The following is a 24,961-nucleotide window of genomic DNA, read 5'->3' on the forward strand; positions in this document are numbered from 1 at the left end:
CTCACATGTCTGGATTAGCGCGCCTTGCCGGTCCGCTCAAGCGGTGGCAGCACATCCACGATGTCGCAGGGCTTGCCTACAGATTAGAATGGTTCTAATCATAGTTTGGAATCATTCCAAACTGATGGATATGTCATGTTTCGTCTCTGGCCCGACAATCGCCGCGAATTTTCCACCCTGTCCGAGCGCGAAATCCTTTCCCTCGCCATAGCCGCCGAGGAAGAGGATGGGCGCATCTATTCGGAATTCGCGGCGCGGCTGGGCGAGACCTATCCGGGCAGCGGCGCGCTGTTCGAAGGCATGGCGGCGGAGGAAGACGAGCACCGCCGGAGGCTGCTCGATCTCTATGTCGCGCGCTTCGGCATGCGGCTGGTGCCGATCCGGCGCGAACATGTGCGCGGCTTTCTCGGGCGCAAGCCGATCTGGCTGCAGAAAACCCTGACCCTCGAACAGGCCCGCCAGCAGATATGGGAAATGGAAGAGGGCGCCTACCACTTCTATCTGGCCGCCGCCGAACAGGTGACCGATGCCGGCATCCGCAAGCTCCTGGGTGACCTCGCGGCTGCCGAAAAGGGTCATGCCAAACGCGCCGACCAGATCGAGGAGCGGGTTCTGGGGGCGGCCGAACGCGAAGCGGAAAGCCACCAGGCGCATCGCCAGTTCGTCTTGACCTATGTGCAGCCGGGGCTGGCGGGGCTGATGGATGGATCGGTATCGACGCTGGCCCCGGTCTTTGCGGCCGCCTTTGCCACCGGGGACACGCACCAGACCTTTCTGGTGGGCCTCGCTGCGGCGGTCGGCGCCGGCATCTCCATGGGCTTTACCGAAGCGGCCTCCGACGATGGCAAACTGACCGGGCGCGGATCGCCGATCAAGCGCGGCCTGGCCGCCGGGGTGATGACGGCCTTGGGCGGGCTCGGTCACGCGCTGCCCTATCTCATCGCCAATTTCCACTTCGCGACGACGGTCGCCATCGTGGTGGTGCTGATCGAGCTCTGGGCCATCGCCTATATCCAGAAGCGGCATATGCAGACCCCGTTCTGGCGGGCGGTGATGCAGGTGGTCCTGGGCGGTTCGCTGGTCTTTGCCGCCGGTATCCTGATCGGCAGCGCCTGACGAGGCGGGCAGCCTGGCGTTGACCGCGAAGCCTTCGCCCCTCACCCCCGCCCTCTCCCCAAGGGGGCGAGGGGGCGATGGAGGCGATGGTTCAGTTCACGGTGAAATGCTTTGGGCAACGGCGTTGCGGCCGCGGGCGCCCATGGCCATCAGGCCGAGCATGGCGGCAAACAGCACCCATTGCGGCATGGGCCAGAGGCTGGCGAACCAGTTGAGCCCCAGGACAATGAACAGGAGGGCAATCAGCAGGAACTGTCCGCCCACGACCATGAGGACCGGCAGCCTCCAGCCGGGGTGCCGGGCGGCCCAGAAGCAGGCCAGAGCCGCCAGCAGCAGGAGGCCGGTCACGTGGTGCCAGAGCACATCGACGACGCCCTTGACCATGACCGGAACGGCGCTGGAAAGCAGCGGCGCCATGATCTCCGGCGCGCCGGCCAGGACATGAATGGCCGCGGTGGCGAGGCTGAGCGTGGCTGCGGCGACGAACCACCAATTGGTGGCGGCAGGCTTTGGTTCGGGCATGACGGTTCCTTTCCATACGGTGCCGTATGTTTACGTCTGAGCTTGCTAAGAGTCCATACGGCAGCGTATGGCTGTGACGCCCTGACGCAGCAAAGGACATGGCCGTGGCCAAGCGCCCGTTGACCCGCACCGACTGGATCCTCGCCGGTCTTTCGGCCCTGGCCGAAAGTGGGGTCGAGGCCGTGCGCGTCGAGCCCCTGGCGCGGCGGCTCAAGACATCCAAGGGTTCCTTCTACTGGCACTTTGCCGACCGGCCGGCCCTGCTCGCGGCCATGCTCGAGCTGTGGGAAAGCGAGGGCACCGGGGCGGTGATTGCGGCCATCGATCCGGACCTGCCCGCGGCCGGCAAACTGCGTGAACTCGTCCGCCTGGCGCTGTTGCCGGTCGATCAGGGCATCGACGTCGCCCCCACCGAGGCGGCGCTCAGGGCCTGGGCGTCCGAAGACAGCGCCATCGCGCCCCGGGTCGCCAATGTGGACGCCCAGCGTGTCGCCTATCTTGAAGGCCTTGCCGGGCAATTGGGCTATGACGCGGGAACTGCCGCCGCGCTTGCCCGGGGACTCTACATGGCCCTGCTGGGCCTTTATGCGACACGCCGCTACGCCCCGTCGCTGGCTGTGGATTCCGCCCTCATCATCCTGGCCGAGCAGATGATCGCTGCCGCCCCAGACGGGTGATCTGGTCCGGCGGCGCAGTTGCCGCTATATCCGCGCCCATGGACACACACACCTTTCACGCCAGTGACGGGACAAGGCTGGTCTATGCCGATTGTGGCAAGCCGGACGGCCCGGCCGTGGTGCTGTGCCATGGCCTGGGCGCGGGCGCGGCGCAGTTTGGTGCCGATGCGGCCTGGCTGTCGGAGCGGGGCTATCGCGTTCTGGTGCCCGATCTGCGCGGGCATGGCGCCTCCGGAACGCCGCCCGAGCCGGAACAGCTGTCCTATTCGCTCGACCGTCTGGCCCGCGACCAGATCGAGATGCTCGACCATGCCGGGATGGGCCGCGTGCATTGGGCCGGCAATTCGCTGGGCGGCATTATCGGCCTGGTGCTGGCGGCGCACCATCCGGAACGGCTGGCCTCGCTCGCCACCTTCGGCACCGCCCTCAGCCTCGACCTGCCCGCCTGGACCGGCCGCATGGTGACCCTGTTCGATGCGGTGCCGGGGCGGGCAATCACGGCCAGAATGACCGCCTGGTCAACGACCCGCAACCGCACAGCGCGGCCTTTGGTGGAACACCTGCTCGGCCAATATGATGGACGGGCGGTGGCGGCCATAACCGACACGGTGCGCCGATACGACCTAACAAGTGCCGCGACGGGATGGGCCGGACCCGGCCTCGTCCTGGTCGGGGGGCGGGACGCGGCGGTGAACCGGGCGCTGCGCCCGCAACTGGCCGCCTTGCGGGACCGCCGCAACTGGCGGGTTGCCGAACTGCCCGAGGGTGGCCATTGCGCCAATCTCGATGCCACCGAGGATTGGCGCGCGGCGCTGGTCAGCTTCTGGCGGGAAGCGGCCGCGTCATCGCCCGCTGGCGCATCCTGAACCAGGCAAAGGCCGAAATGCCCAGCACGAGACTGATCGCGATGCCCGATTGCAGCCAGCCGGCATCGGGACCGAACAGGACCTCATGCATCCGCCGCCCCGGCAGCAGGGTGAAGGCCCCGGCCAGCATCAGCGCGCCGGTATAAAGGCCCTGCATTTCGGCGCGATGACGGCGAATATCGTGATCGACCAGAATGGCGCGCAGGCCGTTGAACACGCTGACATAGGTGAACAGCGAAAACAGGTGGATGGGGCTGAAGGGGCCGATCAGGCGGATTTCGGTGATGAACAGGGCACTGGTGGCGGTGACCAGCATGAGGCCGATCCACACCCGCCCCAACGCCCGATGCAGAAGCGTGCCCTTGCGGCGCCAGAGCACAAGGGCCCCGAGAACGGTGGCGGCGATGGCGGAGAAGGCGTGAATCTGGATGGCGAGGCTGGCCTCGAGCAGGGGGTGCAGGCTCATCTGTGATTTTCCGGGGTTCAACTTGCCCCGCCGTCATCAACCGCTATCATGATGGCCGCAAATCGCTTTTCCCGAACGACCGGCCCGCTTCGTGAACGACAGACCGCTGCATTCCACGCTTCGCGAAATGCGCGACATTTCGCGCGATGGCCGCGTCTGGGTGGCGCTGTTGCTGCTGGGGCTGGTGGCAGGCCTCGTCGGACCATTCGGTACATTCGAGAACATGGCGCCGCTGCCGCGCATCGCCTACTGGATCGCCATCGTCACCGGCACCGGGGCCATTGGCACCCTGATCGCCGGCTGGGTCGAGCGGGCATTGGCAGACCGCCTGCCGCCGCTGCCTGCCGCTGGCCTGGCCGGGGCCATTGCCGGGCCGCCCATCGCCCTGGCCGTGGTGCTGCTCAACATGGCCATGTTCGGCACCGAGGTGACGGTCATTGGGTTGGCGCCGCTGATCTTCTACTGCACGCTGATTTCCGCGGCGGTGACGGTGCTGGGCGCCGTCTTTGCCCGGAAAGAGCCGGTGCCGGTTTCAGGCGCGGAAGGCGGAGTCGCGGAGGCGCCCGCACCTGCGCTGCTCGAGCGCCTGCCGCGGCCGCAGCGCGGACGCCTGCTCCACATTGCCGTCTCGGACCACTATGTCGATGTCACCACAGACAAGGGGACGGTGCTGGTACTGATGCGCCTCTCCGATGCCATTCGCGAAACCAGCCCCACCGCAGGCCTGCAAGTGCATCGCTCGCACTGGGTGGCGCTCGACGCCATAAGGCGCGCATTGCGCAGCAGCGGCAAGCCGATGCTTGAACTGGAAAACGGCGTCCTCGTTCCGGTCAGCCGCACCTTCATGCCGGCGGCGAAAGCGGCGGGCCTGTTCGGCGCCGGCGGGTCTGGGCCAGCCCGGACGGGGCCAATGGAAAACGGCGATCAGGCGTAACTGGCGGCGATGAGGCTGGCGGCCTTGCTGCCGATGGCCATGGCCGGGGCATTGGTATTGCCCGAGACGATCTGCGGCATGATCGAGCAATCGATGACCCGCAGGCCCTCGACACCGCGCACCTTGAGGTCGCCGCCGACAACGGCGGTCGGATCGTCAGCCCGGCCCATGCGCAGTGTACCGACCGGGTGATAGTTGGTCTTGACGGTCTGGCCGCAATAACTGGCCAGCGCCGCCGGATCGTCCATGACGGCCTGGCCGGGCAGCAATTCGGTGGCGATCTTTTCGGCCAGCGGCGCAGCGCCAAGGAGGCGCCGGGCTTCGCCCAGCGCGCCGATGGTGAGGCGCAGATCATCCGCATCGCCGAAGAAATTGCAGTCGACCAGCGGCTGGTCGTCCGGATTGGCCGAGCGCAGGCGCACGCTGCCCCGCGCCTTGGGGCGCAACAGGCATGAGGTGAAGGTCACGCCCCAGGTCGGCTCGGCCGCCGAAACATCGCGGTCGAGATAGACGATGGGCGCGCAATAGAGCTGGATGGTCGGCCGCTCGCCGCCGTCGGGGTCGAAGAACAGGCAGGCCTCGATGCCGGTCGTGGTCACCGGGCCGGTATTGGTGAGCAGATATTGCAGCCCGTTGCGCACCATGTTCCAGCCCTTGTCCTGGCCGAAATAGCCCGAGGGCTCACGGGTGGTGGCAATGACCGGGACTTCGTGGTGATCCTGCAGATTGGCGCCGACCCCGGCGATATCGGCAATGACCGCAATGCCGTGCTGGCGCAGATGATCGGCAGGGCCGACGCCGGACAGCATCATCAGCTTGGCGCTATTATAGGTGCCGGCGCCCACCAGCACCTCGCGACCGGCCCGCACGGTGACGGTTTCGCCGTTTCGCCGATAGGTGACGCCGACGGCGCGGTGGTTTTCGATCAGGATGCGATCAACCCGCGCCTCGGTGACGATGGTGAGCCGCGGATCGCCGGCCAGGGGGGCGAGAAAGGCGCGCACGACATCGGAACGTTCGCGATAGCGGCCCCATTGGCCATAGGTGTGCTGCATGATGCCGACGCCGCGCTGGTCGGCGCCGTTGAAATCGGCATTGGCCCTGTGGCCCAGCCCCTGGGCAGCGGCGATGAAATCGTGGGTGGTCTGTGTGGTGTAACCGGGATCATCAACCTTGAGCGGACCGCCGCGTCCATGGAAGCCGTCGCTGAGCCGTGCATTGTCCTCGATTCCGGTGAAATGCGGCAACAGGTCCGCATAGGACCAGTCGTGGTTGGAACCGAGCGTTTTGGCCCAGCCGTCATAGTCTTCGGCCTGGCCGCGCATATAGACCATGGCATTGACCGAGGAGCCGCCGCCCAGAACCTTGGCCACCGGGACGATGGGGGCTCGGCCGCCCAGCTGCGGCTGGGCTACGGTCTGGTGCATTTCCAGAAACGTGTCCTGCGCCAGGTATTTCATGTAACCGGCGGGCATGGCCATGATGCGATTGGTGTGGGCCCGGCCGCGCTCGATCATCAGCACCGAATAGCCGAACTCCCGAACCAGCCGATGGGCGGCAACCGAAGCCGCCGAGCCGCCGCCGACAATGATGAAATCGGGTTCTGCCATGCTCATCCTCCGGCGACGAGATTAGGCGGCGGCTATGGATTCGGCGAGCCGGTGATCGATGATTTCGCCGACCTTGGCGCATTCGCGGGCGATCTCGCGCACGAAATCGGCCAGCATCGGGCGCTCGAGCGCGGAAAGATTGCGGACCACCATGGCGGTGTCGCGGTGCAGCGGCTCGAAATCGGCCGGGGCGATCTCGACCAGCCGCCCGGCGGCGACGTCTTCGGCAATGGCCGAATTGACGAAAAAGCCCAGCCCCTCGCCCTTCATGGCAAGACGCCGCGCCGGGCCGGTCGGCAGTTCGACGCTGGTCTGGGCCAGCCGCACCAGGGCGGCGGCGGTTTCGGGATCGGCCTGCCACCAGCGCAGGGAAATCACCCGCGGCACCAGCGCCAGAACTTCGTCAATGGTGGGCGCGGACGACAGCCGCGCCGCAATTTCCGGCGACACCACCAGCGGCACGCGTTCGCGCATGACGACGAGCGGTTCGAGATCGACCACCAGCGGATCGATATTGGGCCAGCACAGGATGCCCATTTCCACTTCCCGCTCATGCAGCATGGCGGCGATCTGGGCCTGCCGGCCCTCGCGCACCACGACATCGACAGACGGGTATTTCTCCTGGAAGCGGAGCAGGCTTTCGGTGATCAGCGGAGACACCAGCGTGCGCAGTGAGGCAACCGAGACCCGGCCGCGCTCGACCCGGCGCAGCGCCTCGCGGCCTTCCTGGGCGGTGCCGATAATGCGGCGCGCATAGGGCAGGAAGGTCATGCCCTGGTCGGTCAACCTCACCTGGCGGCCCCTGACGAACAGGCTCACCCCGAGCAACTGTTCGAGGGCGCGAATGCGCATCGAGGCCGTGGCCTGGGTAATGTTGAGATAGGCCGCCGCGCGGGTAAAGCTCTGCTCGCGAACGATGCGGTCGAAAGTGCGGAGTTGGTCGAGGTCCATTGGAATGGCTTATGCGAAAGACGGCGTTACGCCTCTTATGGGCTTTGCGATTGAAAGAGTCGATGCGTTGTTTGGCTTATAACGGATTGCGTTATATAACGTAATGCGTTATGATTTTGCATGATCCAGAGTTTCGGCGATGCGGAAACACGATTGATCTGGGAAGGCCGGCGGAGTCGTAAACTGCCGTCCGATATTCAGGCCATTGCCTTGCGTAAACTGCGCCTTTTGCACGCGGCGCGCGTTGTCGGTGACCTGCGGGTGCCGCCTGGCAATCGGCTGGAAAGCCTGAAAGGCAACAGATCGGGTCAATGGAGCATCCGCATCAATGACCAATGGCGCATATGTTTCACCTGGGAAGACGGAGGGCCGCGCGATGTCAGCATCCTCGACTATCACTGAAGACCTGCTGCCCAACCCGCATCCGGGGGAAATCCTGCTCGCCGAATTCCTCGAGCCGATGGGGCTGAGTCAGAATGGTCTGGCTCGGGCGATTCATGTGCCGCCACGGCGCATCAACGAGATCGTTCTGGGCCAGCGCGGTGTCTCTGCCGATACCGACCTGCGGCTGGCGCGCTATTTTGGCCTCTCCGAAGGGTTCTTCCTGTCGCTTCAGGCCGAATATGACCTGATGCAGCGGCGGCGGGAAATCGGCGAGGATCTCAAGGCCATCGCCCCCCGCGCCGCTTAGCCCTTGTTCCCCAACCGCGAGCGTTCGGCCTGATCGGCCTTGCGGGCCCTGGCTTTGGCGGCGTGGTCGGCGGCGCCGTCACCCAGATGCGCGCGGCCGCTTCGGGCAGCGAGGTCCATCTGCCGCTGGCGTTCGGCGGCGGCGGCGTGCTTGGCGGTTTCCCCGACGCAGTGCGGACAGCTGACGCCCTCGTGATAATCGGGATGTGCGCGATCCGCTTCGGTCAGCGGGTGGCGGCAGGCGCGGCACAGGGTGGCGCTGCCCGGCATAAGCCCGTGACCGACCGAGACGCGCTCGTCAAAGACAAAGCATTCGCCGGAAAACCGGCTTTCCGCCTCGGGGACCACCTCGAGATATTTGAGGATGCCACCCTTGAGGTGAAACACTTCCTCAAACCCCTGGCTCAACAGGTAGGACGAGGCCTTTTCGCAGCGGATGCCGCCGGTGCAGAACATGGCGACCTTCTTGTCGCGCGCCGGATCGAGATGGTTGGCGACATAGTCCTTGAACTCGGTGAAATTGGCCGTGTGCGGATCGAGCGCGCGCTGAAAGGTGCCAAGGCCCACTTCGTAATCGTTGCGGGTATCGACGAGCACGACGTCATTGCGCGCGATCAACCCGTTCCAGTCCTCGGGTTCGACATAGGTGCCAACCTGCCGGTTGGGATCGGCCTGGGGCGCGCGCAGGGTGACGATTTCCGGCTTCAAGCGCACTTTCATGCGGAGGAAGGGCGCGGCGTCGGCGAAGGAATATTTGACCTCGGCGCCGATGAGACGCGCAGCGAACGGCCCTGACGCAAAGAGATAACCGGCCAGGGCCTCGATAGCATCGGGCGTGCCGGCGACCGTGCCATTGATGCCTTCCGGCGCCAGGATCAGCGTGCCCTTGATGCCGCGCGAACAGCAGAATGCCGCCAGGGGCGCCTTGAGCGTTTCGGCATCGGGGAGGGCGGCGAATTTATAGAGCGCCATCACCTTGTATGGATGATGGTCCTGGGGCAGATTGGTCATGGCAGAGCGTTGCGCGGTCATGGCGCCGCTCATATCAAAGGCCGGGCCCGGCGTCACGGGCGGGCTTAAGCAAGACATCGGGAGCAAGACAATGACCTATCGGGCCGATCCGGCACGCTATGACAGCATGCAATACCGCCGCTCGGGCAATTCGGGCCTGAAACTGCCGGTGGTGAGCCTTGGCCTGTGGCAGAATTTCGGCGGCACCCGCGACTATCCTTCGGCCATGGAAATCCTCGGCTATGCCTTTGACCAGGGCATCACCCATTTCGACCTTGCCAATAATTACGGCCCCCCGGCGGGATCGTCGGAAGAGCTGTTCGGGCAGGTCATGGCCCGCGACTTCCGCCCCTATCGCGACGAGATGATCATCTCGACCAAGGCCGGCTACAATATGTGGCCGGGCCCCTATGGCGAATGGGGGAGCCGCAAGAACCTGCTGGCCAGCCTCGATCAATCGCTGGCCCGCATGGGGCTCGATTATGTCGATATCTTCTATTCCCACCGCTTCGACCCCGATACGCCGCTGGAGGAAACCATGGGCGCGCTGGCCCATGCGGTGAAATCCGGCAAGGCGCTCTATGTCGGCATCTCGTCCTATCCCGAGGCACAGACGCGCGAGGCGCACCGGATCCTCAAGGACATGGGGGTGGCAACGACCATCCACCAGCCGAGCTATTCGATGATCAACCGCTGGATCGAAAACGACCAAACGATCGATGCCTGTGGCGAACTGGGCATCGGCATCATCGCCTTTTCGCCGCTGGCCCAGGGCGTGCTGTCGGGCAAGTACAATTCGGGCAGCAAGACCGGCACGCGCGGCGACAATCCCAATGGCACCCTGCGCGCCAGCCATATCGAACCGCGCGTGCTCGAGGCGGTCGACAAGGTGGGCGAGATTGCCCGCTCGCGCGGGCAGACCATGGTGCAGCTGGCCCTGAGCTGGGTGCTGCGCCGCAAGGAAATGACCTCGGCCCTGATCGGCGTGCGCACGCTCGACCAGCTCAAGGATAATCTGGGTGTTCTGGATAATCTCGATTTGAGTGAGGAGGAAATTGCTGCGATCGACGAGGCCACCAAAGGCGGCCAGATGGAACTCCATCCCCGTCCGCAGGGCTGGTTGCGGTAGCATCTACATGGGCTTCGGGGCCCTCATCACCCCACCCTCACCAACGCAAGGGGTGAGGTGCACTTGGTGGGATGATTTTCAACCGGGTCATTCCCGCGAAAGCGGGAACCCCTGTTGCGAGAAAACGGAGGTCCCCGCTTTCGCGGGGATGACACCGTGGCGGGTCATGCGTGCGTGTGCTGAGGCGAAGTTGCCTCCCGGGGGCAGGCGAGCGGTGGCTGTTCCCTCACGACCCGGCTGCGCCGGGCCACCTCTCCCCGAGGGGAGAGGATAGGGCGGATCACACCATCATCGACTGCAGCGCCCCCATGGCGGCGAGGGACCCTGAATTGGTGGCGAAGGTCACCGAATGCATGGGGGTGGTGAGGTCGCCGGCGGCGAAAATGCCGGGGCGGGAAGTCGCCTGCATGTCGCCCACCGCCACCATGGTGCCGGTCGGGGTGTCCTTCATGTCGAGGCCGAGCTGGCCGTGCAGGCCGGCCGATGGCCGGTTGCGCGGATGGGCGAAAAGGGCGGAGAGCTCTACCGAGCGCCCATCCGCGAGGGTGACGGCGCGCAGCACGCCCGAAGTCTCTTCGATTGCTGCGAGCTTTTCCGCGATGATCCGCACGCCGCGCTGCTCGAGCCTGGCGCGCTCGTCATCGGGAATGGCGTGGCCATCGAGGATGAGGGTGATGTCGTCGGTCCAGTTGGCGTAGAGCACCGGCCCATGCAGCGACATGGGCGATGAATAGAGCACGCCCCAGGGTTTTCCCGCGACTTCATAGCCATGGCAGAACGGGCAGTGGACCACGGTCTTGCCCCAGCTTTCGGCGAAGCCGGGAATGGCCGGCATTTCATCGGTAATGCCATAGCTGAGGATGATGCGGCGCCCGGACAGGCTGTCGCCAGTGGCGGTGGCGACGGAAAAGGCATCGGGCGCGCCGGAAAGGGCGGTGGCCGCCTCGTTGATCAGGGTGACGCTCGGATAGGCAGCGACCTGCTGGCGGGCCCTTTCCAGCAAGGCGCCCGGCGGGGTGCCGTCATGCCCGAAGATATTGTGCGCGTGCCCGGCAAAGCGATTGCGATTGAGGCCGGTATCGAGAACCGTCACCTTCCGCCGCGCGCGCCCCAATTGCATGGCGGCAGTCAATCCGGCGAACGATCCTCCGATGATGATCACATCCTCTATGGCCGCCATTTGTCCTCACATCCTTCCGTCTCACAAGCATGTAACTATAGATGTTACTTGAATGTGGTTTCGTCAAGCCCCGTTCCGTTGCCGCGCATCCTGCGATAGGGTGCGCGGGCATTTTGGGAGGAAGTCATGCGTCGTCTCGTCAGCCTGTTCGCACTTGGCCTTGTCACCACCAGCCCGGCCCTCGGCATCGATGAGCAGAGCCAGGCGGTGATCGACCGCCTCAAGACCGGCAAGATGGTGCATATCGCCGATGTCGGCGTGCTGATGATGGGCGCGGAGAAGTGGTGCTATGCCGAAGACGACGGCAATTGCTCCTGGTCGGACATCTATCTCGAGGTGACCGCCGATGGCGCCCGCTACGAAATCAGCAATGCCTGGAACGAGAACATCAATATTGCCTCCACCGACCAGGGGGAGTTCCGCAATGACCGCTATATCTGCGAGACCGATTATGACTGGGTGGCGACGGTCCACGCCACCAGCCGCACCGACGGATCGGTGATCAGCGGGCGGGCGCTCGACGGGCTGCGCCAAGAAATCCGCGCCGGGATCACCAATGGCAGGGACGACTGCTTCGACTATATTTTCCGCGGTTCAGACGCGGCGGCCGAAACCGTGACCCTGCTGCAGCGCCAATATGCCGGGGGCGAATATCTGCCGGCCAATGATGTCGAGGTCACGCTGCATTTCAATGCCGAGGACGCTGCCGCCCTCGGCTGGTACTGGTAGGCACGCGGCCCGGCGATCACAGCGGCGCGGGGCGCTCCACCGGGGTCTTGATCTCGACCGTGCGGCCGTCGCGGGCGGCGTGCTCGAAGGCTTCCATGACCTCGAGGACATGCAGGGCCAGATCGCCATTGGCGCGGTGCGGGCGATTTTCGAGAATGCCGGCGGCCATGTCGGCAACGCCCAGCGAGCGGTAATTGCCATCGGCATAGGGCTTTTCAACCGGCACGCTCGACCATTCAGCGTCGCGGCCGCGCGGACGCAGTTCAACCTCACCGCCAAAGTGATTGGGATCGGGCACCAGCAGGGTCTGCTCGGTGCCATAGATTTCGAGCGGCACGTGGCGATGGGCGGCGACGTCGAAACTCATGGCAATCTGCACGATGGCGCCATTGGCAAAGCCGAGCGAGCCGGTGACATGGGTGTCGATCCTGACCGGCATGACCTGGCCCTTCTTGGGCTCGGAGGTGATCGGCCTTTCGGTGCGCAGGCGCGACGACATGGCCGAAACGCGGGCCACCGGACCAAGGAGATTGACGAGATCGGTGATGTAATAGGGACCCATGTCGAGCATGGGGCCGCCGCCCAGGTCGTAGTAGAAGGCCGGATCGGGATGCCAGCTTTCGTGGCCGGGGCATTGCATGAAGGCGGTGCCGCCGATGAGCTGGCCCAGGGCACCGCTATCGACCACGGCACGTGCCTGCTGGTGCGCGCCGCCCAGGAACGTGTCCGGCGCCGAACCGATGCGCAGGTTTGCGGCCCTGGCGGCGTCGAGCAGGGTCTTGCCCTCGGCAAAGGTGATGCCGAGCGGCTTTTCGGAATAGACATGCTTGCCCGCGGCGAGACAGCGGAGGCCGACATCGACATGGGCGCGCGGAATGGTGAGATTGACCACGAGGTCGATCCCGGGATCGGCCAGCAGCGCCTCGACGCTCATGGCTTTGAGCCCGAATTCGGCGGCGCGGGCCGAGGCCGCCTCCTCGCGCATATCGGCCAGGGCCTTGACGTCGAGCACGGAAAAGCCCGGCAGGCCATCCTTGCCCAGAATAGCCTTGAGATAAGCCGATGAAATATTGCCGGTACCGATAAAGCCGATACCGAGGCGCTTGTCGGTCATTGCCGCGCTCCTCCCGGATGTACGTGCATCAAACTAGCGGGGGGCGGACGAAGCCGAAAGGGGATTTGTGTGATTTTTGATGCCCACCGGTGTTTTTCGCGCGGGCGAGGGCCGAAGGCGCCCGGATCGATCCGGAACGCCTTCGGGTTTTGAGAGGATCAGCGATCAGCCACCTGGGCCTTGAGCCATTCCGGATCGGGCTCGATGGGCGTGATGATGTCGATGAGAATGCCATTGGGATCGGCGACGATGACATGGCGCTGGCCGAAGACTTCGTCGCGCAGCGCCTGGGCGATGGTGACGCCGGCCTGTTCGAGCCGGGCCGCCTCGGCAGCCGCGTCATCGACGTAAAAGCTCAGGATCAACCCGCTTGTCGGCTTCTGCCCCACGGGCGGGATCGAGTCGTGATCGTGGCCGATCACGGCCATTTCGAACAGGGCGTCGCTGTCGCCGCGCAGATGCACATACCAGTCGCTCTCGAACACCGGCGTAAAGCCGAAATGCTGGCGATAAAAGGCGACGGTGCCGGCAATGTCGCGCACCTGGATCAGGGGGAAAAGGCTGTTGAATTTCATCTCGGCTCTCCTTGCATTGGTGTTCAGTTAGATACAGACTGCATGTATCTGATGAATTAACATACAGGCTGTATGTATGCAAGTGGCAAACAGGCGATCGCAGGCAGAGCGGCGGGAAGAAACGCGGGGCCAGCTGCTGGCTGCCGCCCGGAAGCTCTTTGCGGAAAAGGGATTTGCCGACACCAGCACGCCCGAAATCGTCGCGGCGGCCGGGGTGACGCGCGGCGCGCTCTATCACCATTTCGCCGACAAGACGGCGCTGTTCGCCGCCGTGGTCGAGCAGGAACATCAGGATCGGGCCGCCGCCATTGAAGCGGCGGGCGACACCATGCCGGCCGATCCGCTGGCGGCTCTGCTCGCGGGCAGCGACGCCTTTTTCGCGGCCATGGCCGATCCGGGACGCCGCCGCATCCTCCTGGTCGATGCCCCCGCGGTCCTCGGCCGGGACATGCTGGACGACATCGACGCGCGCACCGGTCTCGAAACGCTGGTCTGCGGTCTGCGCGACGCCATGGAGGCCGGCTTCATCCGGCCCCTGCCGGTCCTGCCCCTGGCCCAACTGTTCGGCGCCCTCTACGACCGCGCCGCGCTGGCCCCAATCGAGCAGCAGGACGATTTCCGCACCGCCATGGCCGCTATGCTGGAGGGCCTGCGGGCCTAGCGGCTTTCATATCAGATAGCGCCTCCTCATCCCATGATGGGCCCCGGCCTTCGCCGGGGTGACATTGGCGTGTGCGGAACAGGTTCTGCCAATTCGGACGCGCTATTCCTCGGCCTCAAGCACTGCGACGCGGGCCGCCAGGGTCTGCACGGCGGCGATGAGGGGGGCGATGAACTGGTCATAGCGCAGGGCCTGGGGGCTTTCGGCATCGCCCGGCCTGCCCAGTACATGGCCGCCGAAACCGGCAGCCCCGGCGTGGCCTGCAGCCACGGCCACCTCCTGGGCGATGAGGCCGTAATGGACCTGACCATCATCCTTGAGCCAGCGGAAGCGTACCGGGTTCAGCGACAGGATGAAGTCGAGCCCGAGATCGGTCGGCGCAATCTCGGTCTTGAGGCGGGCATCGGAGGTCTGGATGGTGCCGGTGGCCGACCACACGGCCGACCAGCGGGCGCCGCTGGCACCGAGCGTATGGGCATTGTCGGAGGCTGGCCGGGTCGAGCCGCCCATGGTCACGACCCCGGTCGCGGCGGTGATGGTGATGGCGTCGGTCCAGGCAGAGCCGTCCGGGCTGGTCTTGATGCGCCAGTTCCGGTCGCCCATCAGCCCCATTTCGGCATAGCCGGTCCAGTTCGACTGGAACAGCACGCTGCCGCTGTCGCTGTCGCCGGACTTGTTGATCTTGAGCTGATGCCCGGACCCGGCATGGGTGAACAGGCTCGCACCCGAGGCCAGCGCCAGCCGATTGGTGTCGTCGGCCGAGGTATTGATACCAAGCTGGCCAAGACCGGAGCCGGGCGCGGCGATGCTGATCCAGGCGCTGCCGTCGAACAGCTTGAGCGCGGCGGCGCCGCGATCATAGACCAGCCAGCCCTGGGCCGGGTCGTAGAAGCGCCAGCCCCCGGACTGGAAGGCCGCAATCTCCCCAGTGTGGCCCGACCAGGCCCCGGTAGCGCCCCCGGGCACGATATGGGCGTCGCCTTCCATGGGGCTCGGCGGCGGGGTGGTCGTGCCTGACGTTTCCACCACCGGCTGCACAAGCGCATCCAGCATCAGGAGGGCTTCGTTGTGGGTGATATGCTTGAGGGCCTGATTGGCGGCGATGAAGGGCAGGGTGAGGCGGGCGGTTTCGTCCATGATGGGCTCCAGAATATGTCTGGGCCCAGTGTGACGCTGCCGGCGCCGACGGGGATTAGTTCATACTGCGGCGACAGTCTTGCGCTGCGTGGCGATGAGCGCGACCACGAAGCTGGCGCTCATCAGCAGCACGATGGTCGGGGCCGGGGCACTGTCGAGGAAGAAGCTGAGATAGATGCCCACGAGGCTGCACCCCACCGAGATCGCAGTGGCGATCACCAGCATCTGTCCGAATTGCCGGGTCACGAGAAAGGCGATGGCGCCGGGCGCGATCAACAGGGCAATGACCAGCACGATGCCCACGGCCTGCAGCGCCCCCACAATGGTCAGCGAGATCAGCGCCAGAAGGCCATAGTGCAGCAACCGCACCGGCAGGCCGATGGCCCCGGCCTGCTGCGGATCGAAGATGAACAGCATGAGGTCGCGCCACTTGGCGACGACGAGCGCCGTCACCACCAGCGCGATGATGCCGGCAGTGATGAGATCGCCCTGGCCGACGCCGAGCATGTTGCCGAACAGGATGTGATCGAGATGCACATCGGTGCGGATGGCGGTGTAGAGCACGATGCCGAGGCCGAACAGGCCGGCAAAGACCACGCCCATGACCGTATCTTCCTTGATGCGGCTGTTTTCCTTGAGAAAGCCGACCGAGAGCGCGCAGAGCATGCCGGCGGCGAAGGCGCCGACGCCCAGCGGCAGCCCGACAATATAGGCGATGACCACGCCCGGCAGCACCGCATGGGAAATGGCATCGCCCATCAGCGACCAGCCCTTGAGCACGAGGAAGCAGGAGAGCAGGGCCGTGGGCACCGCCACCAGCACGCCGATGGCCATGGCCTGCAGCATGAAGGGCAATTGGAACGGCCAGAGGGCCATGTCGAACCAGGTCATTGGCCGATCTCCCTGGCAACGCGGCGGCGCTGGGCGATGAGCCCATGCTTGGGGGCGAGCACGAAGGCGATGAGGAAGACCAGGGTCTGCAGCACCACGATCACCCCGCCGGTGGCACCATCGAGGAAGAAGGAGATATAGGCGCCGAAGAACGAGGAGAGCACGCCCACGAGGATGGCGATGCCGATCAGCCGGTGAAAGCGGTCGGTCAGCAGATAAGCCGTGGCGCCGGGGGTCACCACCATGGCGATGACGAGAAAGGCGCCCACGGTCTGCATGGCCGCCACGGTGGCGGCGCTGAGCAGGGTGAAGAACACCCCCTTGAGCAGCGTGGTCCTGAGGCCGATGGAGCGGGCATGGCTCTCATCGAAGAAGGTGACCATGAGGTCTTTCCAGATGACGGCCATGACCAGAAGGGTGACGGCCGAGATGATGACCAGCTGCAGGGTCTCATTGGGCGTGATGGCGAGGATATTGCCCAGGACGATGGATTGCACATCCACCGAGACCGGCGAGACCGAGACCATGAACAGGCCCAGCCCGAAAAAGCTGGTGAAGATCAGCCCGATCACCGCATCCTCGCGCAGCCGCGTGCGCTGCGACAGGAACAGCATGGCCGCGGCCGCCAGACCCCCCGAAATGAAGGCGCCGATGGAAAAGGGCAGGCCCAGCATATAGGCGCCGGCGACGCCCGGCACGATGGAATGGCTCAGGGCGTCGCCGATCAGCGACCAGCCCTTGAGCATGAGATAGGCCGACAGGATGGCGCAGACGCCCCCGACCAGCGCCGAAACCCACATGGCATTGACCATGTAATCATAGGCAAACGGCTCGAGCAGATAGTCGATCATTTCTCGCCGCTCGACTGCTGATGGGTCTGCTGCCCCTGGGCGCCATAAAAGACCAGCGGCCTTTCGTCATCGGTCAAGACCGACAGGTGACGCGGATCGTCGTCGTCATGCAGGCCCGCGCCGGACAGCACGAAATGGCGCAGCACGCCGCCAAAGGCTTCTTCGAGGCGTTCGCGCGTGAACACTTCGCTGGTTGGCCCATGGGCCAGGACCGTGCCCTTGACCAGGACGGTGCGGTCGCAGAATTCGGGCACCGAACCCAGATTGTGGGTGGAGACGAGGATGACCTTGCCTTCGTCGCGCAGGGCGCGGAGCAGGGCGATGATGGCATCCTCGGTCTTGACGTCGACCCCGGTAAAGGGCTCGTCGAGGAGGATCACCTCACCCTCCTGCGCCAGGGCGCGGGCGAGAAAGACGCGCTTCTTCTGCCCGCCCGAAAGTTCGCCGATCTGCCGCTTGGCATATTCGGTCATGTCGACGCGGGCCAGGGCCGCCGCCACCTTCTGCCGGTCGATCGGGCGGGGGATACGGAACATGTTCATGTGGCCGAACCGGCCCATCATCACCACGTCCTCGACCAGAACCGGAAAATTCCAGTCCACTTCCTCGGATTGCGGCACATAGGCGACCAGGTTCTGCCGCTGCGCCTTGCGGCCGTCGCGGCCGAGGATGGAGATTTCGCCCGCCGCCAGCGGCACAAAGCCCATGATGGCCTTGAAAATGGTCGACTTGCCTGCGCCATTGACCCCCACCAGCGCGGTTATCGAACCGCGTGGCGAGAAGAAGCTGGCATGGCGCAGGGCGGTCGTGCCGTTCCGATAGGCGACCGTCGCGTCAGCGACCGAAATCCCCTGTTCCTGGGTCACTGGCTGAGGCCCTTGACGATGGTCTCGGTCGTGACCTTGAGCAGATCGAGATAGGTTGGGACGGGTCCATCGGGCTCGGAGAGCGAGTCGACATAGAGCACCCCGCCATAGGCAATGCCGGTTTCGCGCGCCACCTGCTCGGCCGGACGCGGCGAAATGGTGGATTCCGAGAAGATCACCGGAATGCTGTGCTCGCGCACCGCGTCGATGACGTCCCGGACCTGGCGCGGCGTACCCTGCTGGTCGGCATTGATCGGCCAGAGATAGAGCTCCTTGAGGCCGAAATCGCGCGCCAGGTAGGAAAAGGCACCTTCCGAGGTCACGAGCCACCGCCTGTCCTCGGGAATGGCGGCGATGGCGGTGCGGATGGGGTCAACCGTGGCCCGGATCTTTTCCGAATAGGCGGCGGCATTGGCGGCATAGATTTCGGCATTGGCCGGATCGACCGTGCTCAGCGCCTTTTCGATATTGGCGACATAGATCAGCGCGTCATCCGGGCTCATCCAGGCATGCGGATTGGGCTTGCCCTCATAGGGGCCCTCGCCGATGCCGATGGGCTCGATGCCTTCGGTGACGATGAAATCGGGCACGTCGGGCAGGTTGTCGAGAAACTGGGCGAACCACTGTTCGAGATTGAGCCCATTCCACAGCACCAGATCGGCATCCTGGGCGGCGAGCAGGTCGCCCGGGGTCGGCTGGTAATTGTGGATCTCGGCGCCCGGCTTGGTCAGCGACACGACATCGGCCGCATCACCGGCCACATTGGCCGCCATGTCGGCCAGGATGGTGAAGCTGGTGACCGCCTTGATGCGCTCCTGGGCGCTGATTGGGGCAATGGCGAACAGGGGAAGTGTGGCAACAAGGGCGGTAAACAGGCGACGGCGCATCACGAACTCCGGACATCAATGCATCAAGCTATAATGCTTCTGCAAATCATTCGCAACTAAAATGCGAATGGTTCGCAACAGAGTTGAACACGGACGCTCAGTCGAGATGCTGAAGCGCTGCGGCTATCCTGGCTTCGAAGCGCTCAAGCCGCTCAGGCGGCAGCTCTTCGGCGCCATAGAGCGACAGCATGGTGAACCGGGCCTGGGGCGCGCAGGCGCCGATCAGGGCGGTCTTGAGCACACGGCGCAGCGGGCGGCGCATGACGAGGAGGTCGATCCAGGCGGGCGAGCCGAGCGTCGTCACCACGAGGACGGATTTGAGATGGGTGAGCCGGGGGACGATCGGCGTCCCCTGATCGAAGGCGAAGCCCGGGCTCCAGACCCGGTCGAACCAGCCCTTGAGGATGGCGGGCAGCGAAAACCACCAGGTCGGAAACACCAGGATCAGATGCTCGGCCGCCGCAAGGCGCTGTTGCAGCGCCAGTACATCGCCAGCCGGTTGCGGCTGGTCATAATGGTGGGCGCGCTCATTGGTGGTGAGCGCGGGCTGAAAATTGCCGGCATAGAGATCGAGCCGGTCGACCGCCACGCCCCGCTTGGTCAGCCCGGTTTCGATGCCGCGCGCCAGATGCGCATTGAGGCTGTCGGCGAGGGGATGGGCCAGAACGAGATGGACGGTCATAAAAAGCCTCGGAACAAAAAACGCCGCGCCCGTGAGGGGGCGCGGCGACAATGCAGGCCGATGGCCTATCGGGTCAATTGACCGCGGCGCGGCGACGATATTCGCTGGCGAGGTAGAGCACGACGAGGGCAAAGATCGCGCCGATCCCGACCTGCAGCCAGTCGAACTTCTGCAGGAAATCGGTGACGAAGACGATCGGCTCGAACGGCTGCTGCCCCTCCCAGACCTGATCGAGATGATCGAGGGCTATGGGCATCTGGCTGCGATAGTCGAGATAGGCCCAGGTATGGGTGGCAAAGGGATGCGCGCCTCCCAGGGTGACCCATTCGAGCGCCGACACCACCGTGGGCAGCAGCAGGGCCAGGGGAATGGCCCAGCGGCCCACCGCGCTCCCCATGGCGCCGACCAGCGCCATATAGGGCAAATACCAGAGCAGGCCGCAGACCATGACCACGAGAAACACCATGGCCATCTGCCCATAGATCGCGATGATGCTGCCCAGAAGGTCCGCCCCGGCCAGCCCGCCGAAAAGGGTGGTGACATAGGCGACGCCGAACATGCCCACGAGGCTGAGGAGGGCCACGCCGAAGACGGCGCCGGGCAGGACCGTCACCGCGGCGGTGAACTTGCTCAGCAATACCGTGAAATCGGAAACCGGCATGGACTTCCAGAACAGCATGGCATTGTTGCGCTTGTCCGCCGCAAAGCCGTCGGCGCAGTAGAAGAACAAGACGAAGCCGAGATAGATCAACCATGCGGCGGCGAGGCCGGCAAAGCCGGCTTCGAATACCCAGGTGGGCACCACCGTCAGCAATTGCCCGGAAAAGCGGGTGTCGAGGCGGTTGACGCTGAAGGCCAGGATGGTGAGGCCGAAGACGATCCCCACCAGCACCAGCGGCGCGATGAAGAAGGCGCCGCGATGTTCGATGAACTCGCGGTGGACGAGGGCAAGAAAGGCCTTCATCGGGCGGTCTCCGGATTGGCTGTGGGTCGCTGCATCAGCGCCACGAAAAGGTCGGACATGGTGGGCGTCGAGACCCGGCCGAGCGGCTCGAGCTTGTCGCGCTCGACCCCGTCGAAGATCATGACCGTCTGCCCGAAGCGGGTTTCCTCATAGACCGGGCCAAGCGCCCGTGCGGCCTCCTGGCTTTCGGCTGAATCGACCACCAGCTGGGAGAATTTCTCGCTCACCGTCTCCATCTGCATATGCAGGATCAACTCGCCATCGCGGATGAACATGATGTCGGAGAGCATGAACTCGATCTCGTCCACCTGGTGGGTGGTGATGATCAGGGTCCGCTCCTCGGTCATGTAGTCTTCCAGGAGCCGCCGGTAGAAGCGCTTGCGATAGGTGATGTCGAGGCCCAGCGTCGGCTCGTCCAGCACCAGGAGCTTGGCGTCGATGGCCATGACCACGGCCAGGTGCAGTTGCGCCATCATGCCCTTGGAAAGGGTCCGGATCTTCATTTCCGGCTTGATGTCGGTGCCTTCAAGGAAGCTGCGCGCCTTGTCGGTCGAAAAATTGGGATGAATGTTGGAGAGCAGCGCGAACAGTTCCCGGACGCGCAGGAAGCGCGGCAGGCTCGCCACGTCGGAGATGAAGGCGACATTCTCCATCAACTGGGCGCGCCGGGCGAAGGGGTCTTCGCCAAGCACCCTTATGGTGCCTTCATAGCTGGTCAGCCCCAGCATGGCGTTGAGCGTCGTGGTCTTGCCCGCGCCATTGTGGCCGATCAGGCCATAGATGCGGCCGGCGGGGATGTCGAAATCCAGCCCGTGCAGGATTTCCTTGCCGCCGAATTTCTTGCGCAACCCGCGTGCGGTAACGATGGGTTCGCTTTGGAGGGACGTGTCGGTCATTCGCTCTTGCCCTTGTCTTCGGCCTTACCGGCGTTCAGCAATGTCGTCATATCCAGTTCAAGCGCGCGGATCTGTGCGGCGATCCGCGGCCAGTCTTCCTTGAGGAATTTGTCGCGCTCATGGGACAGCAAGGCTGCCCGCGCTCCGCTCGTCACAAACATGCCCAGTCCCCTGCGCTTTTCCACCACCCCGATATCGACCAGCGCCTCGAAGGCTTTGGTCACCGTCAACGGATTGACCGAGAGGTCGCTGGCAATCTGGCGAATGGAGGGCAAGGCCTCCCCTTCGCCAACCTGATTGCGCAGCACCATCTCGATCAGCCGCTGGCGGATCTGGACGAAGATCGGTTGGCTTGCGTTGAAATCGTCCATAGGTCTCACACTCGTCTAGTGTGCTACATTACTAGCACACTAAAACGAGGAGTCAAGCGGACGTTTGAAAGGGCCTTTTGCCGGCCTCTTAACCCACGAGAACGGGGGAGGTGCAGCGCACGCCATAGACCCGCACATCGGCTTCGCCGATTCCGAGGCCCAAGGTGTCGAGGACGGCGTCGAGCGTGAGATCGAGCACCGGAGCCAGAGGCGTCACCAGCCCGCGCACGGCTTGCGCGATCACGGCGGGGGAGGCCAGGCCCAGGCCCAGCACATTGACCCCCAGATTGAGATCGCCCAACAGGCTGGTCATGATCGAGGTGGCAATGCCGCTTGTGCCCACCGTCTTGAGACGACCCTCGGCAATATCGGCCGAGGTGAAGGTCACCGCCACCGGTTCGGGCCGGGCGACTTCGACCTGTGCCGAGGCTGTCACGCGCAATAGCAGCACATCGATCAGCCGCACCGGCTGCGCCGGCGGCAGCCAGCCGAAGCTCTTGAGCTGTTCGGCGCTCATCTCTCCGATCGCCGCATGAACGGCACCGGGCCGCACGGCGATGACCGCGCTGCCCCGGTCGGTGCCGCCCTCGGGACAGGTGGCACTGATCACCTGGGCCTCGGCATGGGCCAGGTCGAGCCAGATCGGCAGCCGCACTCCGGCATTGAGCAGGATGGCCCCGCCCAGCAATTGCGCGGTGATGCGCAGCCGCGTCTGGGCCGTGCGCACCATGGTGCCGGCCGGTCCCACGGTGAACCAACCCCCGCCCTGCGGTGGCTCGCCAATGGCAAGATCGAGCTTCAGGCTGGCCAGCCCGGGCAGGCTGGCCCCCAGATTGAGCGAGACCTGCCTTTCGCCATCGGCCAGGGCTGCGGCCGCGCTCAGGATTTCGAGAACCGACAGCGACATGCCCAGGGCAGCGTCGCTGCTGCCGATCTCGAGCCCGCCCAACTGCCCGAGGCCGATGAGTTTGCCGAGGTCGAGGCTGGAGCCGCTTCGATCCAGGGCCAGCGCCGACAGCGCCGAATTGGCGGTGCCGCCGGTCAGGGACTTGAGCGCCGCCGCAATCGGGCCGGGCCCGGCCTGCATGGACAGCAGATCGTCATAGGTACCCGCATCGAGGCCCAGTTGCAGCGCCAGCGCATCGAGAAAGTCCAGGGCCTCGACCCGGGCCGAAGCCAGGGCGTTGTAATCCATGACACTGAGCGACAGGCCCGTGCCCAGCAATTGCCCGAGCACCGCATTGGCAATGCCGCCATCAAGGCTCGCCAGGCGCGACCCGAGCGAAAACGACACTTCCGGGGTGACGCTGGCAATGCCCGAGGCGGCGATGGTCGGTTCGGTGGAAAAGGCGCTGGCAAAGTAGAGCGTCCCCGGCTTTTCGAAGTGCACCCGCACCGCATTGACCGGCCCCGCTCCGGGCGCGAACCGTTGATCGGCCGCCAGCGTCGGATCGGCGGCATAGTGTCCCGGCGTCACGATGAGGCCCGTCTTGTCCGTGCCGGCCAGGAGCCCGGCATCAACCAGAACGGTCTGGGCAATGTCCAGCGCCCGGCCCGGATCGCGCGCCGCCGTTAGCGCCGCCAGGTCCACCACCGATTGCACCACGCGGCGCTCGTGATACAGCGCGGCCGCATCGACGGCGAGGGCCGAAACCGCCGCCGACAGGGCAAAACCGGCGGCGAACAGGATGGCCATATTGCCGCCTTCATCGCCTATGAACCCCCGGATAGTCACAGGCCGCCCCTGCGAATGGTGGCGCCGATGACGATGTTCTGGTCGGGCAGCGGCAGGGGCGGATAAAGGTTCCAGATCGGCAAGTCGGACGCGTCATAGCGCAGCACCAGGCGATACTGGTCTGCATCATCGGGATGGGCGCCCAGTTCGTGCCGCAGGCGGGCCGGGTCGATCAGCAGATAGACCCCGGCATGACGATCGAGATAGGCGCCGACGAGGCCATCGCGCTCGGCACTGCTGAGGCCCGAGATCGACACCCGCACCGCATCGGCCGCCAGCTGCTGCAGGGAATGGGCGGCACCGAAATAGATGCCATAGGCCAGCATCCCGGTGATCATCAAAAGGAAGACCGGGGTGAGAATGGCAAATTCGATGACTGCCGTGCCACGGCAATCGCTGCCAAAGGTTTGAGGGCGCTGGACCATGACGGGCTCCGGCCGTGAACAAGCCTGTGGCCAGTGTGCCGGTGCCGAACGGGAAAAGAGTCAAAGCCGCCCCTGGGGGCAATGCGCACCCCCATCGGGACTATCCCTAGGAGCGGTTTCGGGAAAAGCGCTGCTGTTCAGGGCGCGCGGATTTGGTTAGGAAGGGCACAATTCGAGGCGAAGCGGTGACCCAGCGCGACTATCTGTTTGCCGGCGACAATGGCGATGTGGCCCTCACGCGCCTGATCGCGACCCTGGCCCGGGCCACCGGCTTTCTCAAGGGCGCGCCGGGCGGTCCCTTGCCGGGCTGGCACCTGGCGGGCGCGGACAATTCGGCTTTCCTCGCCGATTGGCTGGCCCGCATCCGCTTGGCTTTTCCCGATGCCGGGGAGGCCTATTACGCCGCGCGGCTCTGGAACAACCTGACCTGGCAGCCGGCTTACCTCGCGGTACTGTCGGTGCATCTGCATGGTGCCGTGCCCGATCTCACCCGGCTGGCGCAGGCCCGGCAGAATTTCGATGTGGATGGCTACCGCCTGCCCGCCGGGCCGCAATTCCGGGACGATTTTCCCGCCATGATTACCCATGCCGGAGCGGGTCTGAGGCGCGTTGCCGATGCTCTGCTGGATGAAGTGAATGACCATGTCCCGCTCAAGCCCTTGCCGGCCCGGCGCCTGCTGGCCGACCGGCTGCTGATGATCATCCTGCGCCTGCCGGACTACCGTCCCGGCACCACCATGGCCGAGCAACACGAGCTCGCATCCGCCTGGCTCGAGGCGGCAGGACTGGCCGGCTTGGGGCGGCTGGAGACGGTCGAGGTGCCCGGCTGTGAGCCCGTCGTCATCCTTGACCGCAAGGGGTGCTGCCTCGACTATCTCGCCATGCCCGACGCCTATTGCGCCTCATGCCCGCGCCAGGACAGGCAAACGCGGATCGAGCGCCAGCGCGACCAGGCTCTGGCCGAGCGCGAGATGCAAAACCTGCATGGATAGGGGATAGTCCCGGTCACTTCCATGTTCGAATAG

General features: G+C 65.0%; 29 protein-coding genes. 10 read left to right on the forward strand and 19 right to left on the reverse strand.

All coding sequences use genetic code 11. The features are described 5' to 3' along the window. Positions 1-135: 135 nt before the first annotated feature. Positions 136-1,116, forward strand: a complete 981-nt coding sequence (gene mbfA / locus KIT02_RS15060) for an iron exporter MbfA (protein WP_297579382.1) — start codon at positions 136-138, stop codon at positions 1,114-1,116. 96 nt (positions 1,117-1,212) lie between these two features. On the opposite strand, the gene KIT02_RS15065 is transcribed toward mbfA, so the two are convergent. Then, positions 1,213-1,638, reverse strand: a complete 426-nt coding sequence (locus KIT02_RS15065; protein WP_297579385.1) for a hypothetical protein — start codon at positions 1,636-1,638, stop codon at positions 1,213-1,215. Positions 1,639-1,742: 104 nt separating this feature from the next. Here KIT02_RS15065 and KIT02_RS15070 point away from each other — a divergent pair, with 104 nt between their 5' ends. Both KIT02_RS15070 and KIT02_RS15075 read left to right on the forward strand, forming a co-directional pair. Continuing rightward, positions 1,743-2,315, forward strand: coding sequence for a TetR/AcrR family transcriptional regulator (locus KIT02_RS15070; protein WP_297579388.1), 573 nt, complete (start codon positions 1,743-1,745; stop codon positions 2,313-2,315). Between the two features lie 38 nt (positions 2,316-2,353). Further along, positions 2,354-3,181: an alpha/beta hydrolase gene (locus tag KIT02_RS15075; RefSeq protein ID WP_297579391.1), complete on the forward strand. Its 828-nt coding sequence runs from the start codon at positions 2,354-2,356 to the stop codon at positions 3,179-3,181. Here the strand turns inward: KIT02_RS15075 and KIT02_RS15080 are convergent. Beyond that, complete coding sequence (locus KIT02_RS15080; RefSeq protein WP_297579394.1) at positions 3,132-3,647, reverse strand: DUF2306 domain-containing protein; 516 nt, start codon at positions 3,645-3,647, stop codon at positions 3,132-3,134. The two genes, KIT02_RS15075 and KIT02_RS15080, sit on opposite strands and share 50 nt — an antisense overlap. Positions 3,648-3,738: 91 nt before the next feature. Between KIT02_RS15080 and KIT02_RS15085 the strand changes: the two genes are divergently transcribed. Continuing rightward, entirely contained in the window at positions 3,739-4,581 is an 843-nt protein-coding gene (locus KIT02_RS15085) for a LytTR family DNA-binding domain-containing protein (protein ID WP_297579397.1), read from the forward strand. Here KIT02_RS15085 and KIT02_RS15090 read toward each other — a convergent pair. Next, a complete protein-coding gene (locus KIT02_RS15090; RefSeq protein ID WP_297579400.1) occupies positions 4,572-6,191 on the reverse strand; it encodes a GMC family oxidoreductase N-terminal domain-containing protein in 1,620 nt (539 codons plus the stop codon). The two genes, KIT02_RS15085 and KIT02_RS15090, sit on opposite strands and share 10 nt — an antisense overlap. A gap of 21 nt (positions 6,192-6,212) precedes the next feature. After that, positions 6,213-7,142 carry a LysR family transcriptional regulator gene (locus KIT02_RS15095; protein WP_297579402.1) on the reverse strand — a complete coding sequence of 310 codons (930 nt, stop codon included), beginning with the start codon at positions 7,140-7,142 and terminating at the stop codon, positions 6,213-6,215. Between the two features lie 120 nt (positions 7,143-7,262). Between KIT02_RS15095 and KIT02_RS15100 the strand changes: the two genes are divergently transcribed. Both KIT02_RS15100 and KIT02_RS15105 read left to right on the forward strand, forming a co-directional pair. Next, positions 7,263-7,544: a type II toxin-antitoxin system RelE/ParE family toxin gene (locus KIT02_RS15100; protein ID WP_297579405.1), complete on the forward strand. Its 282-nt coding sequence runs from the start codon at positions 7,263-7,265 to the stop codon at positions 7,542-7,544. Then, a complete protein-coding gene (locus KIT02_RS15105; RefSeq protein ID WP_297579406.1) occupies positions 7,519-7,833 on the forward strand; it encodes a HigA family addiction module antitoxin in 315 nt (104 codons plus the stop codon). The genes KIT02_RS15100 and KIT02_RS15105 overlap by 26 nt, the downstream gene beginning before the upstream one ends. On the opposite strand, the gene KIT02_RS15110 is transcribed toward KIT02_RS15105, so the two are convergent. Next, a complete protein-coding gene (locus KIT02_RS15110; RefSeq protein WP_297585347.1) occupies positions 7,830-8,843 on the reverse strand; it encodes a rhodanese-related sulfurtransferase in 1,014 nt (337 codons plus the stop codon). The two genes, KIT02_RS15105 and KIT02_RS15110, sit on opposite strands and share 4 nt — an antisense overlap. A gap of 91 nt (positions 8,844-8,934) precedes the next feature. On the opposite strand from KIT02_RS15110, the gene KIT02_RS15115 reads away from it, so the two are divergent. Next, positions 8,935-9,972, forward strand: coding sequence for an aldo/keto reductase (locus KIT02_RS15115; RefSeq protein WP_297579407.1), 1,038 nt, complete (start codon positions 8,935-8,937; stop codon positions 9,970-9,972). 280 nt (positions 9,973-10,252) lie between these two features. On the opposite strand, the gene KIT02_RS15120 is transcribed toward KIT02_RS15115, so the two are convergent. Then, complete coding sequence (locus tag KIT02_RS15120; RefSeq protein WP_297585350.1) at positions 10,253-11,143, reverse strand: NAD(P)/FAD-dependent oxidoreductase; 891 nt, start codon at positions 11,141-11,143, stop codon at positions 10,253-10,255. A gap of 135 nt (positions 11,144-11,278) precedes the next feature. Between KIT02_RS15120 and KIT02_RS15125 the strand changes: the two genes are divergently transcribed. After that, positions 11,279-11,881: a hypothetical protein gene (locus KIT02_RS15125; protein ID WP_297579408.1), complete on the forward strand. Its 603-nt coding sequence runs from the start codon at positions 11,279-11,281 to the stop codon at positions 11,879-11,881. A 16-nt stretch (positions 11,882-11,897) separates the two neighbouring features. Here KIT02_RS15125 and KIT02_RS15130 read toward each other — a convergent pair whose 3' ends face one another. Both KIT02_RS15130 and KIT02_RS15135 read right to left on the reverse strand, forming a co-directional pair. Next, on the reverse strand, positions 11,898-12,995 hold the full coding sequence (locus KIT02_RS15130; RefSeq protein ID WP_297579409.1) for a Gfo/Idh/MocA family oxidoreductase: 1,098 nt from the start codon (positions 12,993-12,995) through the stop codon (positions 11,898-11,900). 158 nt (positions 12,996-13,153) lie between these two features. Continuing rightward, a complete protein-coding gene (locus tag KIT02_RS15135; protein WP_297579410.1) occupies positions 13,154-13,570 on the reverse strand; it encodes a VOC family protein in 417 nt (138 codons plus the stop codon). Positions 13,571-13,646: 76 nt separating this feature from the next. On the opposite strand from KIT02_RS15135, the gene KIT02_RS15140 reads away from it, so the two are divergent. Continuing rightward, positions 13,647-14,231, forward strand: coding sequence for a helix-turn-helix domain-containing protein (locus KIT02_RS15140; protein WP_297579411.1), 585 nt, complete (start codon positions 13,647-13,649; stop codon positions 14,229-14,231). Positions 14,232-14,333: 102 nt separating this feature from the next. On the opposite strand, the gene KIT02_RS15145 is transcribed toward KIT02_RS15140, so the two are convergent. The 11 genes from KIT02_RS15145 to KIT02_RS15195 all read right to left on the reverse strand — a co-directional run bounded on the left by KIT02_RS15145 (position 14,334) and on the right by KIT02_RS15195 (position 23,936). After that, the gene (locus KIT02_RS15145) at positions 14,334-15,368 is read right to left on the reverse strand and encodes a DUF2793 domain-containing protein (protein ID WP_297579412.1); all 1,035 of its coding nucleotides are present in this window, start codon (positions 15,366-15,368) and stop codon (positions 14,334-14,336) included. Positions 15,369-15,428: 60 nt separating this feature from the next. Continuing rightward, a complete protein-coding gene (locus tag KIT02_RS15150; RefSeq protein ID WP_297579413.1) occupies positions 15,429-16,259 on the reverse strand; it encodes a metal ABC transporter permease in 831 nt (276 codons plus the stop codon). After that, the gene (locus KIT02_RS15155; protein ID WP_297579415.1) at positions 16,256-17,110 is read right to left on the reverse strand and encodes a metal ABC transporter permease; all 855 of its coding nucleotides are present in this window, start codon (positions 17,108-17,110) and stop codon (positions 16,256-16,258) included. Before KIT02_RS15155 ends, KIT02_RS15150 begins: the two co-directional genes overlap by 4 nt. Beyond that, on the reverse strand, positions 17,107-17,976 hold the full coding sequence (locus tag KIT02_RS15160; RefSeq protein WP_297579417.1) for a manganese/iron ABC transporter ATP-binding protein: 870 nt from the start codon (positions 17,974-17,976) through the stop codon (positions 17,107-17,109). Before KIT02_RS15160 ends, KIT02_RS15155 begins: the two co-directional genes overlap by 4 nt. After that, positions 17,973-18,863, reverse strand: coding sequence for a metal ABC transporter substrate-binding protein (locus KIT02_RS15165; protein ID WP_297579419.1), 891 nt, complete (start codon positions 18,861-18,863; stop codon positions 17,973-17,975). Before KIT02_RS15165 ends, KIT02_RS15160 begins: the two co-directional genes overlap by 4 nt. 97 nt (positions 18,864-18,960) lie before the next feature. Then, positions 18,961-19,545, reverse strand: coding sequence for an NAD(P)H-dependent oxidoreductase (locus tag KIT02_RS15170; RefSeq protein ID WP_297579421.1), 585 nt, complete (start codon positions 19,543-19,545; stop codon positions 18,961-18,963). Between the two features lie 73 nt (positions 19,546-19,618). Then, entirely contained in the window at positions 19,619-20,509 is an 891-nt protein-coding gene (locus tag KIT02_RS15175; protein WP_297579423.1) for a hypothetical protein, read from the reverse strand. Further along, the gene (locus KIT02_RS15180) at positions 20,506-21,405 is read right to left on the reverse strand and encodes an ABC transporter ATP-binding protein (RefSeq protein ID WP_297579425.1); all 900 of its coding nucleotides are present in this window, start codon (positions 21,403-21,405) and stop codon (positions 20,506-20,508) included. Before KIT02_RS15180 ends, KIT02_RS15175 begins: the two co-directional genes overlap by 4 nt. After that, positions 21,402-21,776, reverse strand: coding sequence for a GntR family transcriptional regulator (locus KIT02_RS15185; protein WP_297579427.1), 375 nt, complete (start codon positions 21,774-21,776; stop codon positions 21,402-21,404). The genes KIT02_RS15180 and KIT02_RS15185 overlap by 4 nt, the downstream gene beginning before the upstream one ends. 88 nt (positions 21,777-21,864) lie before the next feature. Then, complete coding sequence (locus KIT02_RS15190; RefSeq protein ID WP_297579429.1) at positions 21,865-23,472, reverse strand: TadG family pilus assembly protein; 1,608 nt, start codon at positions 23,470-23,472, stop codon at positions 21,865-21,867. A gap of 35 nt (positions 23,473-23,507) precedes the next feature. Next, positions 23,508-23,936, reverse strand: coding sequence for a TadE/TadG family type IV pilus assembly protein (locus KIT02_RS15195; protein WP_297579431.1), 429 nt, complete (start codon positions 23,934-23,936; stop codon positions 23,508-23,510). 185 nt (positions 23,937-24,121) lie between these two features. Between KIT02_RS15195 and KIT02_RS15200 the strand changes: the two genes are divergently transcribed. Then, a complete protein-coding gene (locus tag KIT02_RS15200) occupies positions 24,122-24,928 on the forward strand; it encodes a siderophore ferric iron reductase (RefSeq protein ID WP_297579433.1) in 807 nt (268 codons plus the stop codon). Positions 24,929-24,961 lie beyond the last annotated feature (33 nt).

The organism is Devosia sp., assembly GCF_025809055.1.
Classification (GTDB): Bacteria; Pseudomonadota; Alphaproteobacteria; order Rhizobiales; family Devosiaceae; genus Devosia.

Excerpts from the sequence above, each read along its gene's own strand:
- mbfA (WP_297579382.1), top strand. The coding sequence starts at position 136 with ATGTTTCGTCTCTGGCCCGACAATCGCCGCGAATTTTCCACCCTGTCC.
- KIT02_RS15065 (WP_297579385.1), bottom strand. The coding sequence starts at position 1,638 with ATGCCCGAACCAAAGCCTGCCGCCACCAATTGGTGGTTCGTCGCCGCA.
- KIT02_RS15075 (WP_297579391.1), top strand. The coding sequence starts at position 2,354 with ATGGACACACACACCTTTCACGCCAGTGACGGGACAAGGCTGGTCTAT.
- KIT02_RS15080 (WP_297579394.1), bottom strand. The coding sequence starts at position 3,647 with ATGAGCCTGCACCCCCTGCTCGAGGCCAGCCTCGCCATCCAGATTCAC.
- KIT02_RS15090 (WP_297579400.1), bottom strand. The coding sequence starts at position 6,191 with ATGGCAGAACCCGATTTCATCATTGTCGGCGGCGGCTCGGCGGCTTCG.
- KIT02_RS15095 (WP_297579402.1), bottom strand. The coding sequence starts at position 7,142 with ATGGACCTCGACCAACTCCGCACTTTCGACCGCATCGTTCGCGAGCAG.
- KIT02_RS15100 (WP_297579405.1), top strand. The coding sequence starts at position 7,263 with ATGATCCAGAGTTTCGGCGATGCGGAAACACGATTGATCTGGGAAGGC.
- KIT02_RS15105 (WP_297579406.1), top strand. The coding sequence starts at position 7,519 with ATGTCAGCATCCTCGACTATCACTGAAGACCTGCTGCCCAACCCGCAT.
- KIT02_RS15110 (WP_297585347.1), bottom strand. The coding sequence starts at position 8,843 with ATGACCAATCTGCCCCAGGACCATCATCCATACAAGGTGATGGCGCTC.
- KIT02_RS15115 (WP_297579407.1), top strand. The coding sequence starts at position 8,935 with ATGACCTATCGGGCCGATCCGGCACGCTATGACAGCATGCAATACCGC.
- KIT02_RS15125 (WP_297579408.1), top strand. The coding sequence starts at position 11,279 with ATGCGTCGTCTCGTCAGCCTGTTCGCACTTGGCCTTGTCACCACCAGC.
- KIT02_RS15130 (WP_297579409.1), bottom strand. The coding sequence starts at position 12,995 with ATGACCGACAAGCGCCTCGGTATCGGCTTTATCGGTACCGGCAATATT.
- KIT02_RS15135 (WP_297579410.1), bottom strand. The coding sequence starts at position 13,570 with ATGAAATTCAACAGCCTTTTCCCCCTGATCCAGGTGCGCGACATTGCC.
- KIT02_RS15140 (WP_297579411.1), top strand. The coding sequence starts at position 13,647 with ATGCAAGTGGCAAACAGGCGATCGCAGGCAGAGCGGCGGGAAGAAACG.
- KIT02_RS15145 (WP_297579412.1), bottom strand. The coding sequence starts at position 15,368 with ATGGACGAAACCGCCCGCCTCACCCTGCCCTTCATCGCCGCCAATCAG.
- KIT02_RS15150 (WP_297579413.1), bottom strand. The coding sequence starts at position 16,259 with ATGACCTGGTTCGACATGGCCCTCTGGCCGTTCCAATTGCCCTTCATG.
- KIT02_RS15155 (WP_297579415.1), bottom strand. The coding sequence starts at position 17,110 with ATGATCGACTATCTGCTCGAGCCGTTTGCCTATGATTACATGGTCAAT.
- KIT02_RS15165 (WP_297579419.1), bottom strand. The coding sequence starts at position 18,863 with ATGCGCCGTCGCCTGTTTACCGCCCTTGTTGCCACACTTCCCCTGTTC.
- KIT02_RS15170 (WP_297579421.1), bottom strand. The coding sequence starts at position 19,545 with ATGACCGTCCATCTCGTTCTGGCCCATCCCCTCGCCGACAGCCTCAAT.
- KIT02_RS15175 (WP_297579423.1), bottom strand. The coding sequence starts at position 20,509 with ATGAAGGCCTTTCTTGCCCTCGTCCACCGCGAGTTCATCGAACATCGC.
- KIT02_RS15180 (WP_297579425.1), bottom strand. The coding sequence starts at position 21,405 with ATGACCGACACGTCCCTCCAAAGCGAACCCATCGTTACCGCACGCGGG.
- KIT02_RS15185 (WP_297579427.1), bottom strand. The coding sequence starts at position 21,776 with ATGGACGATTTCAACGCAAGCCAACCGATCTTCGTCCAGATCCGCCAG.
- KIT02_RS15190 (WP_297579429.1), bottom strand. The coding sequence starts at position 23,472 with ATGGCCATCCTGTTCGCCGCCGGTTTTGCCCTGTCGGCGGCGGTTTCG.
- KIT02_RS15195 (WP_297579431.1), bottom strand. The coding sequence starts at position 23,936 with ATGGTCCAGCGCCCTCAAACCTTTGGCAGCGATTGCCGTGGCACGGCA.